The 17283-nt window shown below is 66.9% G+C and carries 12 protein-coding genes; 7 read left to right on the top strand and 5 right to left on the bottom strand.

The genetic code is table 11. The features are described from left to right. Positions 1 to 28: 28 nt before the first annotated feature. Positions 29 to 634 (bottom strand): GNAT family N-acetyltransferase, encoded by a 606-nt coding sequence (locus P0Y31_RS09615; protein ID WP_275868662.1) that lies wholly within the window; start codon positions 632 to 634, stop codon positions 29 to 31. 162 nt (positions 635 to 796) lie between these two features. Here P0Y31_RS09615 and P0Y31_RS09610 point away from each other — a divergent pair, with 162 nt between their 5' ends. From P0Y31_RS09610 to P0Y31_RS09595, 4 genes are all read left to right on the top strand, one after another. Continuing rightward, the gene (locus P0Y31_RS09610) at positions 797 to 1963 is read left to right on the top strand and encodes a hypothetical protein (RefSeq protein ID WP_275868660.1); all 1167 of its coding nucleotides are present in this window, start codon (positions 797 to 799) and stop codon (positions 1961 to 1963) included. Between the two features lie 492 nt (positions 1964 to 2455). Further along, positions 2456 to 2953 (top strand): transcriptional regulator NrdR, encoded by a 498-nt coding sequence (gene nrdR / locus P0Y31_RS09605; protein ID WP_275868659.1) that lies wholly within the window; start codon positions 2456 to 2458, stop codon positions 2951 to 2953. 188 nt (positions 2954 to 3141) lie between these two features. Continuing rightward, complete coding sequence (locus P0Y31_RS09600) at positions 3142 to 6051, top strand: vitamin B12-dependent ribonucleotide reductase (RefSeq protein ID WP_275868657.1); 2910 nt, start codon at positions 3142 to 3144, stop codon at positions 6049 to 6051. A 147-nt stretch (positions 6052 to 6198) separates the two neighbouring features. Continuing rightward, complete coding sequence (locus P0Y31_RS09595; protein WP_275868656.1) at positions 6199 to 7704, top strand: DNA cytosine methyltransferase; 1506 nt, start codon at positions 6199 to 6201, stop codon at positions 7702 to 7704. Positions 7705 to 7720: 16 nt separating this feature from the next. Here the strand turns inward: P0Y31_RS09595 and P0Y31_RS09590 are convergent, their stop codons facing one another. From P0Y31_RS09590 to P0Y31_RS09580, 3 genes are read right to left on the bottom strand one after another with little or no spacing between them, the layout of a single operon-like run. Next, positions 7721 to 8398, bottom strand: coding sequence for a DUF6339 family protein (locus P0Y31_RS09590; RefSeq protein ID WP_275868654.1), 678 nt, complete (start codon positions 8396 to 8398; stop codon positions 7721 to 7723). Continuing rightward, positions 8395 to 9384, bottom strand: coding sequence for a hypothetical protein (locus tag P0Y31_RS09585; RefSeq protein ID WP_275868653.1), 990 nt, complete (start codon positions 9382 to 9384; stop codon positions 8395 to 8397). Before P0Y31_RS09585 ends, P0Y31_RS09590 begins: the two co-directional genes overlap by 4 nt. 1 nt (position 9385) lies before the next feature. Continuing rightward, on the bottom strand, positions 9386 to 11251 hold the full coding sequence (locus P0Y31_RS09580) for a hypothetical protein (RefSeq protein WP_275868651.1): 1866 nt from the start codon (positions 11249 to 11251) through the stop codon (positions 9386 to 9388). Positions 11252 to 11442: 191 nt separating this feature from the next. On the opposite strand from P0Y31_RS09580, the gene P0Y31_RS09575 reads away from it, so the two are divergent. Continuing rightward, positions 11443 to 11949 carry a hypothetical protein gene (locus tag P0Y31_RS09575; RefSeq protein WP_275868650.1) on the top strand — a complete coding sequence of 169 codons (507 nt, stop codon included), beginning with the start codon at positions 11443 to 11445 and terminating at the stop codon, positions 11947 to 11949. 84 nt (positions 11950 to 12033) lie between these two features. Here the strand turns inward: P0Y31_RS09575 and P0Y31_RS09570 are convergent, their stop codons facing one another. Beyond that, entirely contained in the window at positions 12034 to 13305 is a 1272-nt protein-coding gene (locus P0Y31_RS09570) for a DNA sulfur modification protein DndB (RefSeq protein ID WP_275868648.1), read from the bottom strand. Positions 13306 to 13509: 204 nt separating this feature from the next. Between P0Y31_RS09570 and P0Y31_RS09565 the strand changes: the two genes are divergently transcribed. Together P0Y31_RS09565 and P0Y31_RS09560 are read left to right on the top strand one after the other, a co-directional pair. Further along, complete coding sequence (locus P0Y31_RS09565) at positions 13510 to 17061, top strand: helicase-related protein (protein WP_275868647.1); 3552 nt, start codon at positions 13510 to 13512, stop codon at positions 17059 to 17061. A gap of 25 nt (positions 17062 to 17086) precedes the next feature. Further along, entirely contained in the window at positions 17087 to 17275 is a 189-nt protein-coding gene (locus P0Y31_RS09560) for a DUF3117 domain-containing protein (protein WP_275868645.1), read from the top strand. The last annotated feature ends 8 nt before the right edge of the window (positions 17276 to 17283 follow it).

Here is a 17283-nt window from a genome sequence, read left to right as displayed (position 1 = left end):
TCGTCGCATTGCTCGGCTGGTGCGGCGGTCAGGTGAGGTCGCGGCGCATGGTGAGCCGCGGCATACCGCTCGCCACCGCGTCGGTGGTGCCGACCACGCGGAACCCGGCCTTCTCGAACATCGCCTTCGTGCCCACGAACGCCATGGTCAGGTCCATCCGGCCCTGCGGGTCGACGGGGTGGGCCTCGACGGCGGGTGCGCCGTGGGCCGCGGCATACGCCACCGCACCCTCGATGAGCGGACGGGTGACGCCCTTCTTGCGGAAGCCCGACCGCACCACGACGCAGACGATGCTCCAGACGGGCAGGTCGTCGGTGGGCGGCATGAGCTTCGACCTGTTGAGTCGGGTGATCTCGGAGCGGGGGCCGATGTTGCACCAGCCGACCGGCTCGCCCTCGAGGTAGGTGACCACGCCGGGCGGGTGCTCGCGCTCGCAGAGCCGGCGCATGGCCTGCTCGCGGGCGTCGGCGCCGGTGCCGCCCAGCTCGGCGATCTCCTTGGCCGCCAGCCGGTGCGAGAGGCACCAGCAGTGGTTGGCCCGGCGGTTGGCGTTGATGACGTCGGCGAAGTCCTCGAACCGGTCGGGCGTCACCGGGTGCGTCTGCCAGGTCGGCGTCGCTGCGGAGGATGTCATGGCACCAGCGAACCACCACGCGCCGACACCGTCAGCGCCCGACGCGCGCGGGCTCTGGATGCGTACCATGACCTCGAGGGGCCAGCTCCGCTGATGCGGGAGGACACAGTGGTCTCGATATCGCAGGCGACGGCGCCGGCACGGACCCGGCCAGCGACGAGCGTGGCTCCCTTCGTCGTGGTCGGGGGTCTGGCCGGCCTGGTGTGGGCGGCAGGGTTCCGCTCGTGGATGGTCCAGCTCGTCGGGGACGACTCGACCTTCAGCTGGATGACGTTCACCCTCCTCCTGCTTCCGGGGACGGCCGTGGGGGCACTCCTCGGCTGGGCTGCCCACGGACGCCCCGGCCGCACGACGACGGCCCGCTGGCTGGCGCTCTCACCGCTGCTGCTGTCGGCGGCCCTGCTCGACCCCAGGATCTTCGAGCAGCTCATCACCAGCGGCATCGGCGGCGGGTCGCTGATGGTGGTCGCGACCGCGCTCGCCGGCGGGTTCGTGCTCGGCCGCCGTCGCTGGTCGGTGCTGCGCGTCGTGGCTGGGGTCGTCGCCGTTCTCGGGCTGGTTCTTCTCACCCTCATCGGCACCATGGACGCGCCGATGAGCACGGCCCGAGGGGCGTGGGTGGCCCTCTTCGGCCTGACGCACGTCCTGGTGCTGTGCGTCGCTGCCACGCTGCCCTACCCGGCGCGCGAGCCCTCCTCCGCCCACCCGCGGTCGGTGGTGCTGAGCCATGTCGCGGTCGGTGCGCTCGTCGGCCTCGCCTGGGCCTGTGCCCTCCGGGGCTTCATGGCCGAGGTGGCGGGGGACGAGTCGGGAGTCGACTGGGTCGGCACCTTCGGGTTCGTGCTGCTGCCGGGGCTGGTGGCCGGCGGGCTGCTCGGGTGGGCCGCGCACCTGCGCCGCACGGGTGACCCTCGATTCCGCCGCCGGCTGGCCCTCTCGCCCTTCCTCTTCGCGGCGGTGCTGCTCTCCGACCTGTCGGACCCGCTCGCCATCCTCGAGGACGGCGTGGGCGCCGGGGCGTTCGCCGTGCCCCTCATCGGCCTGCTCGGTGGGTATGCCGTGTGCGGCCGTGGGCGGGCGGTGCCGCGAGCGCTCGCGGGTCTGGTCACCCTTGGCGCCATGTCGGTGTGGGTCTTCACGGCCACGGCCGTCGGCGGGCCGGGCTTCGCCCTCGACACCCCGCACGGCCTGTGGGCGAGCGTGCTCTACCTCGGCCTGCTCGCCGTGCTGTGCCTCGGCGTCGCGGTGCCGCTGCACGCCGCGGTGGGGGAGGCGGCGCAGGTGGAGCGACCGGCCCGCCGGAGGCACCCGGCCCTGGCCCCGGGCTGAGGACGGGCCGACGACACGCTGGGCGACGACACGCTGGGAAACGGCCGTTCGAGGGGCGCTGAGGGGCCGTTTCCCAGCGTGTCGACGCGGTGAAGGTGAGGGAGCACGGCGGCGAGGTATGCCGCGGGGGCGAGCACGCGGCATACCCACCCCTGTGCCACCCCAATGCCCCCACATGTTGGGGTGGGGGCGGGCGCCCGCACCCCAGATGTGGGGTCGCCGGCGACGTCACACGGGCCCCATCCGTCACGGCGCGGCGCGCCTCCCACGCCTCTGACCTGCGGCGATACATCGTTCGGCTGATGTTTGAGCGAGCCGCTTGCATCGGGGGTCGGGGTGGGACAAGATATCCCTACATCTAGTGGTTACACCGTTGTCATTCGTCCACATGTAGTTCACAGGCGCAGGCCGGTTACCCACAGATTGTCCCCAGACGGTCCACATGGTCGTCCCCAGGAAGCACGTCAAGAAGCGCAGCGGAAGGAGCCCCACATGCACTGCCCCTTCTGCCGCCACACGGACTCCCGGGTGATGGACTCGCGCACCACCGACGACGGCAGCTCGATCCGCCGTCGCCGCCAGTGCCCGGAGTGCGGCCGCCGCTTCACCACGATCGAGAGCGCGAGCCTCACCGTGGTCAAGCGCTCGGGTGCGTCCGAGCCGTTCAGCCGCTCCAAGGTCCTCGCCGGGGTCCGCAAGGCCTGCCAGGGCCGGCCGGTCACCGAGGACGACCTCGCCCTCCTGGCCCAGCGGGTCGAGGAGTGCATCCGCCAGCAGGGGCACGCCGAGATCGACGCCCACGAGGTGGGCCTGGCGATCCTCGGCCCGCTCCGCGAGCTCGACGAGGTGGCGTACCTGCGCTTCGCCTCCGTCTACCAGGCCTTCGACTCCCTCGAGGACTTCGAGGCCGCCATCACGCTGCTGCGTGCCGAGCGCGACGCCACCGGCGTCGAGCCCGGCGACGCGCCTGCCGCAGGCAAGCAGCCCTAGAGCTCCGGTATGCCGCCCGGCCCAGAGCAAGCGGCATACCGGGACCAACGCACGGACCAGTTCCAACAGCACGGCACCACCAGCAGGACCGCACGGGGGAGGACCACGGACAGCGTCGACTGTCAGTGGTCGGACCGATGATTGACGAAGAGCACACACCACCACGAGGGGTCAGGGAGGCCTACCAAATGACAGAAACCGCCGGAGCACGTGCAGGTGCCCGCAAGAACGGTCGTGGCAAGGGCATTGCCATCGAGCGGATCTACACGACCCCTGGTGTGCACCCCTATGACGAGGTGACCTGGGAGAAGCGCGACGTCGTCCAGCAGAACTGGAAGACCGGCGCGACGATCTTCGAGCAGCGCGGCGTCGAGTTCCCCGACTTCTGGTCGATCAACGCCTCCACCATCGTCACCACCAAGTACTTCCGTGGCGCGCTCGGCACCGAGAAGCGCGAGCAGAGCCTCAAGCAGCTCATCGACCGCGTCGTGCTGACCTACGTCAAGGCCGGCAAGGACCACGGCTACTTCGCCACGCCCGAGGACGCCGAGATCTTCGAGCACGAGCTGACCTACGCCCTGCTGCACCAGGTGTTCAGCTTCAACAGCCCGGTCTGGTTCAACGTCGGCACCTCGAGCCCGCAGCAGGTCTCCGCCTGCTTCATCCTCGCGGTCGACGACTCGATGGACTCGATCCTCAACTGGTACAAGGAGGAGGGGAAGATCTTCCAGGGCGGCTCCGGTGCCGGCCTGAACCTCTCCCGCATCCGCTCCTCCAAGGAGCTGCTGTCCTCCGGCGGCACGGCTAGCGGCCCGGTCTCCTTCATGCGCGGTGCCGACGCCTCCGCGGGCACCATCAAGTCCGGTGGCGCCACCCGCCGCGCGGCGAAGATGGTCGTCCTCGACGTCGACCACCCCGACATCGAGGAGTTCGTCGAGACCAAGGCGCGCGAGGAGGACAAGATCCGCGCGCTGCGTGACGCCGGCTTCGACATGGACCTCGGTGGCAAGGACATCACCTCGGTCCAGTACCAGAACGCCAACAACTCGGTGCGCGTCTCCGACGAGTTCATGCGCGCGGTCGAGGAGGGCACCGACTTCGGCCTGCGCTCCCGCACCACCGGTGAGGTCATCGAGGAGGTCGACGCCCGCAAGCTCTTCCGCGACATCGCGAAGGCCGCGTGGGAGTGCGCCGACCCGGGCCTGCAGTACGACGACACCATCAACGACTGGCACACCAACCCCGAGACCGGACGCATCACCGCGTCGAACCCCTGCTCGGAGTACATGTCGCTCGACAACTCCTCGTGCAACCTGGCGTCACTGAACCTGCTGAAGTTCCTCAAGGACGACGACACCTTCGACGTGGCGACGTTCCAGAAGGTCGCCGAGCTCGTCATCACGGCGATGGACATCTCCATCTGCTTCGCCGACTTCCCGACCGAGGGCATCGGCGAGACCACCCGTGACTACCGCCAGCTCGGCATCGGCTACGCCAACCTCGGCGCGCTGCTCATGGCCACCGGCCACGGCTACGACTCCGAGGGCGGCCGCAGCCTCGCCGCCGCGATCACCTCGCTGCTCACCGGCGCCGCCTACAAGCGCTCCGCCGAGCTCGCCGGCGTCGTCGGCCCGTATGCCGGTTACGCCCGGAACGCGGACGCGCACAAGCGCGTGATGCGCAAGCACCAGGCCGCCAACGATGCGATCCGCACCCTCGACGCGATGGACTCCGACATCCACCGCGCCGCCACCAAGGCGTGGGACGCCGTGGTGAAGGTGGGGGAGAAGAACGGCTACCGCAACGCCCAGGCGTCGGTGCTCGCCCCGACCGGCACCATCGGCTTCATGATGGACTGCGACACCACCGGCATCGAGCCCGACTTCTCGCTGGTGAAGTTCAAGAAGCTCGTCGGTGGCGGCTCGATGCAGATCGTCAACCTGACCATCCCGCGCGCGCTGAAGAAGCTCGGGTACCAGGAGGAGTCGATCGAGGCGATCGTCGAGTACATCGCCGACAAGGGCCACGTCATCGACGCCCCGGGCCTGAAGCCGGAGCACTACGAGGTGTTCGACACCGCGATGGGTGCGCGCGCCATCTCCCCGATGGGTCACGTGCGCATGATGGCCGCGGTGCAGCCGTTCCTGTCCGGCGCGATCAGCAAGACCGTGAACCTGCCGGAGGACGCCACGATCGAGCAGATCGAGGACGTCCACATGCAGGGCTGGAAGCTCGGCCTGAAGGCGATCGCGGTCTACCGCGACAACTGCAAGGTCGGCCAGCCGCTGTCCGACGGTGGCTCCGCCGCCAAGGACAAGGCTGCCGCGGCCTCGGCCGAGGTTGCTCCCGCCGTGGAGAAGGTCGTCGAGTACCGCCCGGTGCGCAAGCGCCTGCCGAAGCGCCGGACCTCGCAGACCACCTCGTTCGCGGTCGGCGGCGCCGAGGGCTACCTCACCGCCGGCACCTACGAGAACGGCGAGCTCGGCGAGATCTTCCTCAAGTTCGGCAAGCAGGGCTCGACCCTGGCCGGCGTGATGGACGCCTTCTCGATCGCCGTCTCGATCGGCCTGCAGTACGGCGTGCCGCTGGAGACCTTCGTCGAGAAGTTCACCAACCTGCGCTTCGAGCCGGCCGGCCTCACGGACGACCCGGACGTGCGCATGGCGCAGTCGATCATGGACTACGTCTTCCGCCGCCTGGCGCTGGACCACATGGACTTCGAGACCCGCTCGTTCATGGGGATCCACACCGCCGACGAGCGCGCCCGCCAGCTCGAGACCGGTTCGTACGCGCCGACCTCCGAGGAGTCGGACGAGGAGATCGAGGACGAGCTCGAGAGCCTGCAGCAGTCGGCTCCGGTCGCCAAGGCCGCCAAGCCGGCCGAGGCCAAGGACGACAAGTCGTCTGAGGTGAAGTTCGGCGCCGGTGCCGCGTCTGCTCGTGAGGTGTCTGGTGTGGCGAGCTCGGCCGAGCTGCTGGAGAAGTTCCAGGGCAAGGCTGCTGACGCGCCGATCTGCATGACCTGCGGCACGAAGATGCGCCCGGCTGGGTCCTGCTACGTCTGCGAGGGCTGCGGAAGCACCAGCGGCTGCAGCTGATCATCCGGCACGGTGAAGGGGAGGGCACGCTTCAGGCCCTCCCCTTCGCCGTGGACGAGTCTCAGGTCCTGTGGATTGTGGGGCAGCCCGTGTAGCGCAGTTGGCTAACCTGGCACCAGCCAACTCGGAGAAGAAGGTTGATGGACGATGCCGATCCCGGTGATTGACGTGTTCGCGGGGCCAGGAGGCCTGAACGAGGGGTTCTCTCATGTGCTTGACGGTGAAGGCAATCAGGTCTTCAAGACGGTCACGTCGATAGAGATGGATCCCAAGGCCTGCGACACGCTTAAATTGCGGGCTGCTGTCCGGACGCTGCGTGGGGGATCTCCAGAGTTGCCAAGTGCCTACGCGGCCCTGCTGCGCAACTTGGGTCCCAATGGGCACGTCACGGACTTTGAGGAGGCCTCTAGCTACTTCTCCCGCCCCGAAGAGCGTGCCGCGCTGGCCGACGTCGAGAGGGAGGTCCGGGACTTCACGCTTGGAAAGAACGCGCGGAAGGGGGCGGAGGAGATCATCGCGGCCGCCTTACCGGCGGCCGCGCGGAGTGGTGACGAGCCTTGGGTGCTCATCGGTGGGCCGCCGTGTCAGGCGTATTCACTCGCTGGTCGTTCTCGCCGCAGGAACGATGCGACCTTCGCGGATGATCACAAGCACGTGCTCTACCAGGAGTACCTGCACATCATTCGCGAGTTCAGACCCACGGTCTTTGTCATGGAGAACGTGAAGGGCATGCTGTCCTCATCGCATGCGGGCTCTCTGATCTTCGATCAGATCATGCGGGACCTGCAGACTCCTCTTCGCGGCCTCGAGTACGAAGTCCGCTCGCTGGTCGTGCCACGAGCTTTTCCCGACGCCAAGCCATCCGACTTTGTCATTCGTGCTGAACACTACGGTGTGCCTCAGAAGAGGCACAGGGTCATACTGCTGGGAGTCCTGCGTTCCGCCGGCCTTCCCCCCGCCGGAACCTTGACAGCCAGCATTCACCCAGTGACGGTATGGGATGCCATTGGTGGCCTCCCCAAAGTCACATCGTCCCTCAGCGCCAGGTCCCTCGGGCCGAACGAGCAGCGATGGACCGATGCACGTGACCGTGGACATTCCGCCGTCGAGCCACGTGAGGACGCCGAGAAGGCCTTGGCGTCGGTGGACGAACTCTTGAACCATGGCGAAGCGTCACCAGCGGCCGAGCGTCTGCAGCAGTGGCTGCTGGACAGCAAGGGTGCTGTGACGCTTCACGATCCCCGTAGCCACATGATGCTGGACATCGAGCGCTACGCATTCCTGTCGCTCAGCGCACTGATGGGCAGAGGTTCTCTCAAGGTGGGCGACCTTCGCGGAAAGCTCAAGCCGGCGCACCGAAACGTCGACCTGCCCAATACGCCCTTCACTGACCGTTTCCGAGTGCAGCTGCCGGATGACTCCAGCACGACTGTCGTCTCCCACATCGCGAAGGACGGCCACTACTACATCCACCCCGATCCGATGCAGGCTCGCAGCCTCACCGTTCGCGAAGCTGCGAGGCTGCAGACCTTCCCGGACAGTTACCTGTTCATCGGCGGACGGACTCAGCAGTATCACCAGGTTGGAAACGCGGTGCCACCACTACTGGCTGCGCAGATCGGGGAAGTGGTTGCCGACCTCCTGGAGCCATGACTGGCCGCGCTCATGATCAACCGGTCAGAAGCGCCGCAACCTCGTCCTCCGAAACAGTTTCCAAGCTGAGCGCTGATCCGCGAAGAAGTAGTCGTCGCAATGCGATCCGGCGCTCGTCCTCACTGAGATCCGGCAGCGTCCGTGCGCAAGCCCGAGCTACAGCGGGGATGAGCCCGATCTCACGCTCGAACACTCCCACGAACAAGTCTTGACGACCCAGCATGCGCTGGGTCAACTCGTAGTTGGACGATGCATCGTCAAGAGTTTCCACGCACCAGAACAGGCGCGAAAGGGCGTTGCGAGCGACCCCAACGAGATTCGGTCGGCCCAGAAAGCGCTCGGCAGTGCCGCTGCTCAACTCGCTGTGTGTTGTCACAACCAGTCCATGCGCCCACCGGCGTTGCGTGTACTCCCGGAATTCCACAACCGTCAACCACTGCCAGAACTGCATGTCCAGCAGGACTCTGCGGGGCAGGTGACCCAGAGCTTGGTGGACGACGGGTGCAAGGATCGAGTCCGTGGCGCTGGAGAGTGGACTGTCCAGCTCCTCGGTCAGAGCCTCGATCGCAGCACGGACCCTGTCGAGGTCTGCCGTCGCCTCCAAGGGGACGCTTGTCGGTGTTCTCTCGCCGGCCAAGGCCTGACAAAGGCCGTGGCGGCTGAGAGCGGGCGACAGCCGCTGCAGCTGATTCATTCCGTGTTCCCCAATCCGAACAAGTGAGCGTCCTTCACCAGACCGTTGAAGGGCTTCAATGCATCGATGCGAGCTTGGATCACGTCAGTCATCCGCTCGAGGGCGAGAAGCCCGTCGTTTTCCGTGATCTGCTCCATCAATCTCCTGGTGGCCGTCGTCGTGCTCTGCTCCCCGGGATGGAAGTACAGTGCCCAGTCGGTCAGCACCTGCCGCTCCCAATCCGCCAGGCCCGCCAAGCGCTCTTCGGGATCGTCTGCGATCACCGCAGCCGCCTCCAGGAAGCAGTGCGCCAAGATTCCAGACCACACCTGATGCACGATCTGGGCGAACACCGCATCCCGGATGCGCGCCTTCGCACCATGGGTGCCTCTGGAGGTGAGGACCGAGTGGGCATGCGGAATCGCAGTGTTCAAGAAGATCGCAGGTGCTTCCTCCATGCGGACGGCGAAGAGGTGGTCATCCGGCAGGCGATCCTGCTCCCGGAAGTCCACCCATTGGATGTCGATGGCGTTGCCGGACTCCACAGGCGGCTCGTCAAACCAGAGTGTCGCCAGGGACGCCTCGGCAACGACTGCCCCCGCTCGGTGCGCCAGCCCGGCAGTCGCCTGCCCCACGGACTCGGCGGCTCGAACAATCAGGGCGCTCAGTTCAACCTTGCCCCTGTAGGCAGAGGAATCCATCGAGAGCGTCGTTGTGACTGATTGGGCCGGCGCCGTGAGGAGCACCGACCGGGTCCGGGAGGAGACGCTGCGAGTGACGACGACGAATTGAAGCTCGTCAGCAGCCTCGGTGCCCTCGGGGATGGTCGGCAGCAGACCCGCCTCGTCAATCTTGGCTTCAAGGGTGAAACGAGCTGTCCCGCTGAACTCCGTGTACAGATCCAAGCTCTCGTCAGACCGCTCGACGATCGACGTGTCCTCTGTGCGCAACGAAACTTGGAGGGCATCGTCGGCCGTGCGGTAGGGGAGTGCCCTCAAGGTGCTCATGTCAGGCTGTCCTCTCGTGCGGTCTCGCATCGACCCTGAACCGACTCTCGCTCACCAGCGCGTGATCTGACGCATCGGGACGGGCCGTGATCTCGAAGTGGAGCTCGTCGGTTTCGGCTGGGACGACGTAACGAATGAGTTCTCCGTCCTTGACCGACTGTGGAGCGACACCGGCGCCGGAGTGAAACACCGATCGGACTGGGAGGCTGGCCTTGAACGAGCCCACCCCCTCCAAGCTGGCATCCACATCGACTGCCCAAGGCATTGCGCCCTTGGTCCGATTGACCTTTCCTTCTACTGACCATTGCTCGCCGTCGAAGCGCGCCTTGCTGAATCGGACCTCGAACTTGTGCTTAGCGCCTGTGGAGCCTGATGTCCCACCCACGCGGAACAACTTGGCGAGCAGAGGGGGGCCGGCTTCCCCTGTGGGAGGCGCCGCGTCACACATCTGCACGATGGTGGAGTCAATCTTGGCGAACAGCTCCTGCAGCCGGGCCCCGGCTCCAGGGCGGTACCTGGAAGCCAGCTTGTTGGTGCTGTGAACCCACTGGTCGTGTGCCGGCGGTTCCGCCGCACGAAGGAACTCCTCGATCGCAGCGTCTTCGTCGGTGGTCCCGTGCGCGGTACCGGCGAGCAGGACTGCACGGAAGCCGCCGTTGAGCAGTGCCGTCTGCCGCGGGCGTCGGTACTGCACAACCATCCCGGCGCCCCTCGTCAAGGCGACAGTGTTGGTTCTCTCGTCCTTGAGGGACGAGTCCTCATCGGAGGTGCGGAACAACCGCAGGCTCACGTGGCCCTCGACCTCGGCTGGCTGCTCGTTGCGGAGGCCCGGCACACGTACCGCGATCTCTCGTTGAGCGACCTCACCCTCTTTGGCGGCCACCTCACCGCCCGCGGTTGCGCTCGCCGCAATGACGAATGGGTCTGCATCGTCGGCGAAGGCCTGCTCATCAAAGGTGGGCACACCGTCCACGACACTCCTGGCCCTTACGGTGAGGGAGCGGTCCAGCAGCCGCGGCCAGAACCACTTGGACGCGGCAATCAGAACCTCCTGCGCGATCTCCGCGCTGGGTCTTGCACGCTCTGCCCCGGGCTCGGAGAAGCCCAGAATGAGGGCAGTCGTTCCCGTTCGCACAGGCTCCTCACGGCCAAGCACCAGTCTGTCGGACAGGTCGCCGACCAGGTTGCCTCGGACCGAGACCGCACGGCGCCCGGAGTGGCTGGCCTGTGGCTGACCGAACCAACCACTACCCGCCCACTGCTGACCTTCGGCGTCGTGGAAGGGCAGCTCGGCCCGGCCGAACACACGTCCGTCCCGGAGCCCGTCTTCGTCGAAGGCCGATCCAAACAGCACGGTCGACAACGAGGAGAACCTCCACAGAACGGCCTTTCCCAGTCCGTACGAACCTCCGCCGGCGGCCTTCTTGGGCGTGGTGACGAGCACGTGCTTGCACAGCGCAGTGAAGTTGCCCTCCGTGCCCTCTTCGGGGCCAGTGAGGCCGTACGTCCCCGTGTCTTCGATGGTCATCATCGTCAGATGACCAGCCTCGATGCGATCAATGGCGTCGCGCACGCGTCCATTGATCAGAGACTGGCTGCTTGCAACCCCTTCGAGGTGCTCACGCAGACGCGGCCAGTCGAGGGCGGTCAGGAAGTCATCGCGCGCCGATGCGGACAGCTCGTGGAGCGTGAAGGTGACCTCGACGGGGTCCTCGCCCTTCTGCTGGTCCGTGGCGTTCTGCACGACCTCCCGAACCAACGAGTCCAGATCCGGGTTGAAGACGTAGGAGGCCGGGTCTCCGCCGCTCAAAGCGCCAGAGGGCGGTGTGGGGTCGAAGACCCACTCAGGTTGTGGTGTGCCAGTCATGTGACTCCTCGCGGGCACCCGTGTGACGACATGTCTCGGGGGTGGTTGTTCGCGCCACGTTAGTGAACGCTTGGCCAATGTGTCCTGATATCTGCATGTTTTGTCTTCGGGGTGGCTAGAGTGCCCGAGCTTGGGTCTTGGTGGACTGCCGTCCACCCGCTTGTGGCTCGGCCCGACGATTGGAGAAGCCGATGAGGGTCCCTCCGCGTCCGCAGCTCGACGACGTCCTCCTGAGCAACAATCCGAAGCCCACGTCCAAGACCGGGTGGGCGAAGCTCTCGCAGCGCGAGTACGACTTCGTCACGTGGGACTTTGGCGTTGCCTCTTGGAGCATCGCGTGCAACCGCGACCGAGTGGGCCCGGGCAGCGTCGGCTGGATACACCGCGCGGACGGCAGCTTCGGGCACCTCGCTGGTCTCATCGTCTTCGACGACACTCCCAGCAGCGTCAGAGAACCCGGTGGCACGGTCGATCACTGCACCGGGATTCTCTGGCGCCTTCCACGCGAGTGGTGGATCGACGGAGCCCGCGTGGCACTGCATCCCGCATGGTCGGGGCGGGCGCCCTTCGGGGCCACCCGACGCTTCCGGAACGGAGAGCAGCTGAAGATCCAGGATCGCGACGTCCTGTGGGAGATGTTGCATCCCGTTGCGCGCGATTGGGTGGAGGCGGAGGTGGCTTCGCTCCAGGGTCCCTGAACCAGGTGGACGGTCGCCAGGCGCGCAGGCATTCCTGATGATGGCCGCCCCGGGCATTGGCCCGGGGCGGCCAAAGCGAACCGGCTACTTCTTCTTCGTCTTCTCGAAGATCTTGCCGGTCTTGCCCCACTCCGCGATGAGGTTCGTGAGGCCGGTCAGGTCCTGGGCCCGCGAGCTCGGTGCCTTGCTGTCCGGGTCGGGGAAGAATCCGGTGGCGAACCAGCCGTCCCCAATGGGCAGACCCATGTTCGGCGCGAGAGCCTCGAAGAGGAGGCGGGCCTTCTTGTCCCCGGCGTCGGTCACGTGGGGACTGTCCTCGTCGGAGATGTCCACGGCGAGCTGGTGGTACGCCCCGGCCAGAACACGGAGGACCGTCGTGCTGCCCAGGAGACTCTTGGCCCGAAGGTCGACGGGGTGCAGCTCGTCGTTGGCGACCTTCTCGAGCACGGGGAAGGACTCGCGGACCGCGCTGAAGAAGCGATCCGCCATCGCCTCGACGTTGGACTCCTTGAAGGTCTTCTCCCGGCGGTTCGTCATACGGCCGTCGATGCCGATGGAGACCGCCTTGATGATGTCGACCAGGTTCTTGCCGGAGATGAGGTTCTCGTTGTTGCCCGCGACGCGGTCCTTCTCCATCTCCACCCGGCCGTCGATGAGCGGATCGGACTCGGCGAGGGTCATCGCCACGCGGTTCATGAGGTTGCGGCGGTCGAAGCCCACGGTGACCGACTTGGTGATGCCCTTCGCGTTCACCGCGATGTCGTGGAAGTACTGCTTGTGCTCCGCGATGGTGACACCCTCGAGGATCTCGAGAGTGATGTACTCGTTGCGCATGCGGCGCACCTGGGCCTCGAGCGTGTCGACCTTCTCCTGGTAGACCTGAATGCCCACGGGGTCCTCAGCCTGCTTGGACTTCACCAGCTCCTCGCGTGCACGCTTCAGCTCCTCGATGATTCGGCCAGTGATCAGCTTCCAACCGAGGATGCGGTGCTGCCCGTCGAGGATCTCGAGCTCGTCAGCCGAGTTGTGGGGGAGATACAGGACGCCGAACTCGACCCCGCCGGCCTTGAACTTGGGCTCGAACTCCCTGGTGAGCGGGAAGGTCGTGTCCAGCAGGAGGGGCGGGGTCGCCCACTTGGTGTTCTCGCGCCAGTACTCGCCGAACTTGGCCGCGTGGGTCTCATTGACCCGACGGTTGCCCTCGAACGGCTGGGCCGGGTCCGGGATGGGGAGGTGCGTAGCCACCAGGTGGATGGGAAGCGAGACGATGAAGAGCGACTTCCCGTCCCGGGTGTAGCGCTGCGCGAGCAGCTGCTTGCGGTCGTCGTACCCGCTGAGGTCGAGCTGTTCAGCCATGAGGGCCCCCTGCTTGATCGTTGTTCTCGGACAAGAGGACAATCTAGATGAATAAGCGGACTGCTGTCAACTAAGGTGGCTATTTCCAGATAGGCGTCTTAGTTGAGGTTCCCCTGTAGCCGGAATCGGCCCAAGACGGCAACCGATCCAGAGTCGCTCAGCTAGGGTGCCGAACGTGGGCGAATGGGTTGAAAAGATGAAGCTGTGAGCACCTCCGAGTCGGAGTCCAATCTCGAGCGCGCGTACGCGAAGCTGGAGGACTTGGTCCCCGGAGTCGGCGTCCTTGGCATCACGGGCGACGGGCCCGTGCAGGTCGTCACCACCCGCTGGCACGGCAGCAACTTCATCACCCTGACCTACCAGCACGCCGACGGCCGCACCGACCAGACCGTGCTCGGCCGCGACCACGAGCCGCGCCTCACACTCCAGAGGACCGGACGGACCCGGGCGTTCGACGGCGAGGCTGAGGCGTGGCGCCTGGCCGCAGAGGCCTTGCGCATTCGGTATGCCGCCTTGTTCGATCCGATGCTCGCCATCACCACGAGCGACCTCCAGCCGCTGCCGCACCAGATCAAGGCTGTCTACGGCGAGCTGCTGCCGCGGACCCCCCTTCGCTTCCTCCTCGCGGACGACCCCGGCGCCGGCAAGACCATCATGTGCGGGCTCTACGTCAAGGAGCTCATCCTCCGCGGCGACCTCGCACGCTGCATGATCGTGGCCCCGGGCAGTCTCGTGGACCAGTGGGTGGACGAGCTCTACGACAAGTTCGGTCTCCGCTTCGAGATCCTCACGAAGTCGTTGGTCGACGCCAGTCTCGACGGCAACCCGTTCGACGAGCACCCGCTCCTGATCGCACGCATGGATCAGCTCTCCCGCAACGAGGAGCTCCAGGCAAGGCTCGAGCGCTCTGACTGGGACCTCGTTGTCGTCGACGAGGCGCACCGAATGTCCGCCCACTACTTCGGCACTGAGCTCAAGAAGACTCGACGCTACGAGCTCGGCGAGCTCCTCGGGCGGGTCAGTCGCCACCTGCTGCTCATGACGGCCACGCCCCATGCCGGCAAGCAGGAGGACTTCCAGCTCTTCCTGGCCCTGCTCGACGGCGACCGGTTCGAGGGCAAGTTCCGCGACGGGGTCCACTCCGTGCAGCCTCAAGATCTGATGCGCCGCATGGTCAAGGAGGAGCTCCTCACCATGGAGGGCAAACCGCTCTTCCCCGAGCGGCGCGCCTACACCGTGCCCTACGACCTCTCCGACGACGAGCAGAGCCTCTACGAGGCCGTGACGCAGTATGTGCGCGAGGAGATGAACCGCGCCGACCGCCTCAAGCAGGAGGGCGAAGGCCGCCGGGGCAACACCGTCGGCTTCGCGCTCACGGTCCTCCAGCGGCGACTGGCCTCGAGCCCCGAGGCCATCCTCAGGAGCTTGGAGCGCCGCAAGGCCAGGCTGGAGAAGCGTCGTCGCGAGATGGTCGGCGGGGGCAGCGGCGACCGCTCCTTCCGCCAGCGCGTCGACGAGCTCCTCAATCGGGACGAGCAGGACATCGACGAGGACCTCGAGGACCTCAGCAGCGAGGAGGTCGAGGCGCTCGAGGAGGACGTCGTGGATGCGGCCACTGCCGCCCGCACGGTTGCCGAGCTCGAGCACGAGATCGGGGACCTCGCGGACCTGGCCGAGATCGCACGTCAGGTCCGGCACTCCGGCACCGACCGCAAGTGGTCCGAGCTGCGCGACATCCTCACCGACAACGACCTCACGAGAGAGGCCGACGGCAGCCTGCGCAAAGTCATCATCTTCACCGAGCACCGTGACACCCTCAACTACCTTCTCGACCGCATCCGCACGCTGGTCGGTCGGGACGAGGCCGTCGTGGCCATTCACGGTGGCGTCGGCCGCGAGGAGCGCCGCGCCACTCAGGAGCGGTTCACGCAGGACCCCGATGTCCGGGTCCTGGTCGCCACCGACGCTGCGGGGGAGGGCCTCAACCTCCAGCGCGCCCACCTCATGGTCAACTACGACCTGCCCTGGAACCCGAACAAGATCGAGCAGCGCTTCGGCCGCATCCACCGCATCGGGCAGACCGAGGTGTGCCACCTGTGGAACCTCGTCGCCAACAACACACGCGAGGGCGAGGTGTTCATCCGCCTTCTGGAGAAGATCGAGGAGCAGCGCAAGGCATACGCCGGCAAGGTCTTCGATGTCCTCGGCGACGCCTTCGAGAACCAGCCGCTGCGGACCCTGCTGATCAAGGCGATCCAGTACGGCGACCGGCCGGAGGTGCGGGCCGAGCTCGACCGGGTGATCGACGAGCGGGTCGGTGAGGGCCTCGACGAGCTGCTCGCCGAGCGCGCCCTGCACCGTGAGGTGATCGCCGAGGGCGATGTCGAGCAGATGCGGCTGCGTCTCGAGGAGGCACAGGCGCGACGGCTGCAGCCGCACTTCATCGAGTCCTTCTTCCTCGAGGCGTTCGGCCGCCTCGGGGGCCGGGTCAGCCGCCGAGAGGCCGGCCGCTACGAGGTCACCCACGTCCCCCAGGCGGTCCGCGACCGCGACCGCGTCATCGGCGTCGGCGGGCCGGTGCTCGCCCGCTACGAGCGGGTCACCTTCCAGCGCGAGCGGGTCCGCGGGCAGGGTATGCCGCTGGCGCACCTCGTTGCCCCCGGGCACCCGCTTCTCGACGCCGTCGTCGACCTGACCATCGAGCGTCATCACGCCAACCTCAAGCACGGGGTGGTCCTCGTGGACGCGGCAGACCCGGGGGAGACGCCTAGGCTCCTGGTCGCGCTGACCGAGGAGATCACCAACGGCCGCCAGCCGGCTCTGACCGTGTCCAAGCGCTTCGACTTCGTCGAGCTCCAGCCCGACGAGCGGATGCGCCACGCAGGGCCGGCGCCCTACCTCGACTACGACCCCCTCGCGGACGACGCTGAGTCGCTCATCGAGCCGGTGCTCGACCAGCCCTGGCTGGAGCGCGGCGCCGAGGACGTGGCCATCGGGTGGGCCATCGAGCACTCCCTGCAGGACCACGAGGCTGCGGTCCGCGCCCGGGTGATCCCGGCAGTGCAGCGCACACGCGAGGAGGTCGTCCGTCGCCTCAGCGCGGAGATCAACTACTGGGATACCCGCCACGCCGAGCTGCTCGACCAGGAGGCGGCCGGCCGGACTCTGAAGATCAGGCCGGAGACGGCCTTCAGGCGCGCCCGCGCCCTGGAAGGCCGCCTCGAGCGGCGCCGCAACGAGCTCGACGCCGACGAGCGACTTTCGGTCCGCCCGCCCGTCGTGGCCGGCGCTGCGCTGGTCATCCCCCAAGGGCTGCTGGAACGGCTGCGCGGCCAGCGGGACCAGCCGGCGTCCTCGTACGCGCGCGAGACCCGCTTCGTCGAGCGTCGAGCTGTGGAGGCCGTCATGGCCGCCGAGCGGTCCCTCGGCCGCGTCCCGCACGAGATGGAGCACAACCATCCCGGTTACGACATCCGCTCGGTTGCCAGCGACGGGTCCGTGGTGCGCATCGAGGTGAAGGGCCGTGTCGAGGGGGCGGACGACTTCACCATCACTCACAACGAGGTCCTCACCGCCAAGAACCTCGGCGACGAGTACCGTCTCGCTCTGGTGCGGGTCAGTGACACGGGACCGGCTGACGACGAGGTCCGCTACCTCGCCAGGCCGTTCGACGACACAGGTACAAATGACTTCCGCATCACGAAGCTCGTGCTGAATTGGAGCCGCACCTGGGCCCAGGGGCGCGAGCCTCACTGATCAGGTCACGACTCAAGGAGCGGGAATGGCGACTCTTCACCCCCGGGAGGATGACGGCCCCATGGCCGTCGTCGACGACAACACGGCTGTGACCGTATTGGTCCCCTTGGCAGGCGGTGGACGGCTGAGGTTTCAGCTCGACCCCGATGAAGCATCAGAACTCATGATGCGACTTGCAGCGGCTGCCCGTTTCGGCGGCCGCAGGTACATCTGAACTAGAGA

This window comes from Knoellia sp. 3-2P3 (assembly GCF_029223115.1).
Lineage (GTDB): Bacteria > Actinomycetota > Actinomycetes > Actinomycetales > Dermatophilaceae > Pedococcus_A.
Note: the sequence above shows the minus strand (reverse complement) of the source record. Positions and strands in the feature narration are given on the sequence as shown.

Bases quoted from the DNA above. Each gene is read 5' to 3' on its own strand.
- P0Y31_RS09615 (WP_275868662.1), bottom strand. From the start codon at position 634: ATGACATCCTCCGCAGCGACGCCGACCTGGCAGACGCACCCGGTGACG.
- nrdR (WP_275868659.1), top strand. From the start codon at position 2,456: ATGCACTGCCCCTTCTGCCGCCACACGGACTCCCGGGTGATGGACTCG.
- P0Y31_RS09600 (WP_275868657.1), top strand. From the start codon at position 3,142: ATGACAGAAACCGCCGGAGCACGTGCAGGTGCCCGCAAGAACGGTCGT.
- P0Y31_RS09595 (WP_275868656.1), top strand. From the start codon at position 6,199: ATGCCGATCCCGGTGATTGACGTGTTCGCGGGGCCAGGAGGCCTGAAC.
- P0Y31_RS09590 (WP_275868654.1), bottom strand. From the start codon at position 8,398: ATGAATCAGCTGCAGCGGCTGTCGCCCGCTCTCAGCCGCCACGGCCTT.
- P0Y31_RS09585 (WP_275868653.1), bottom strand. From the start codon at position 9,384: ATGAGCACCTTGAGGGCACTCCCCTACCGCACGGCCGACGATGCCCTC.
- P0Y31_RS09580 (WP_275868651.1), bottom strand. From the start codon at position 11,251: ATGACTGGCACACCACAACCTGAGTGGGTCTTCGACCCCACACCGCCC.
- P0Y31_RS09575 (WP_275868650.1), top strand. From the start codon at position 11,443: ATGAGGGTCCCTCCGCGTCCGCAGCTCGACGACGTCCTCCTGAGCAAC.
- P0Y31_RS09570 (WP_275868648.1), bottom strand. From the start codon at position 13,305: ATGGCTGAACAGCTCGACCTCAGCGGGTACGACGACCGCAAGCAGCTG.
- P0Y31_RS09560 (WP_275868645.1), top strand. From the start codon at position 17,087: ATGGCGACTCTTCACCCCCGGGAGGATGACGGCCCCATGGCCGTCGTC.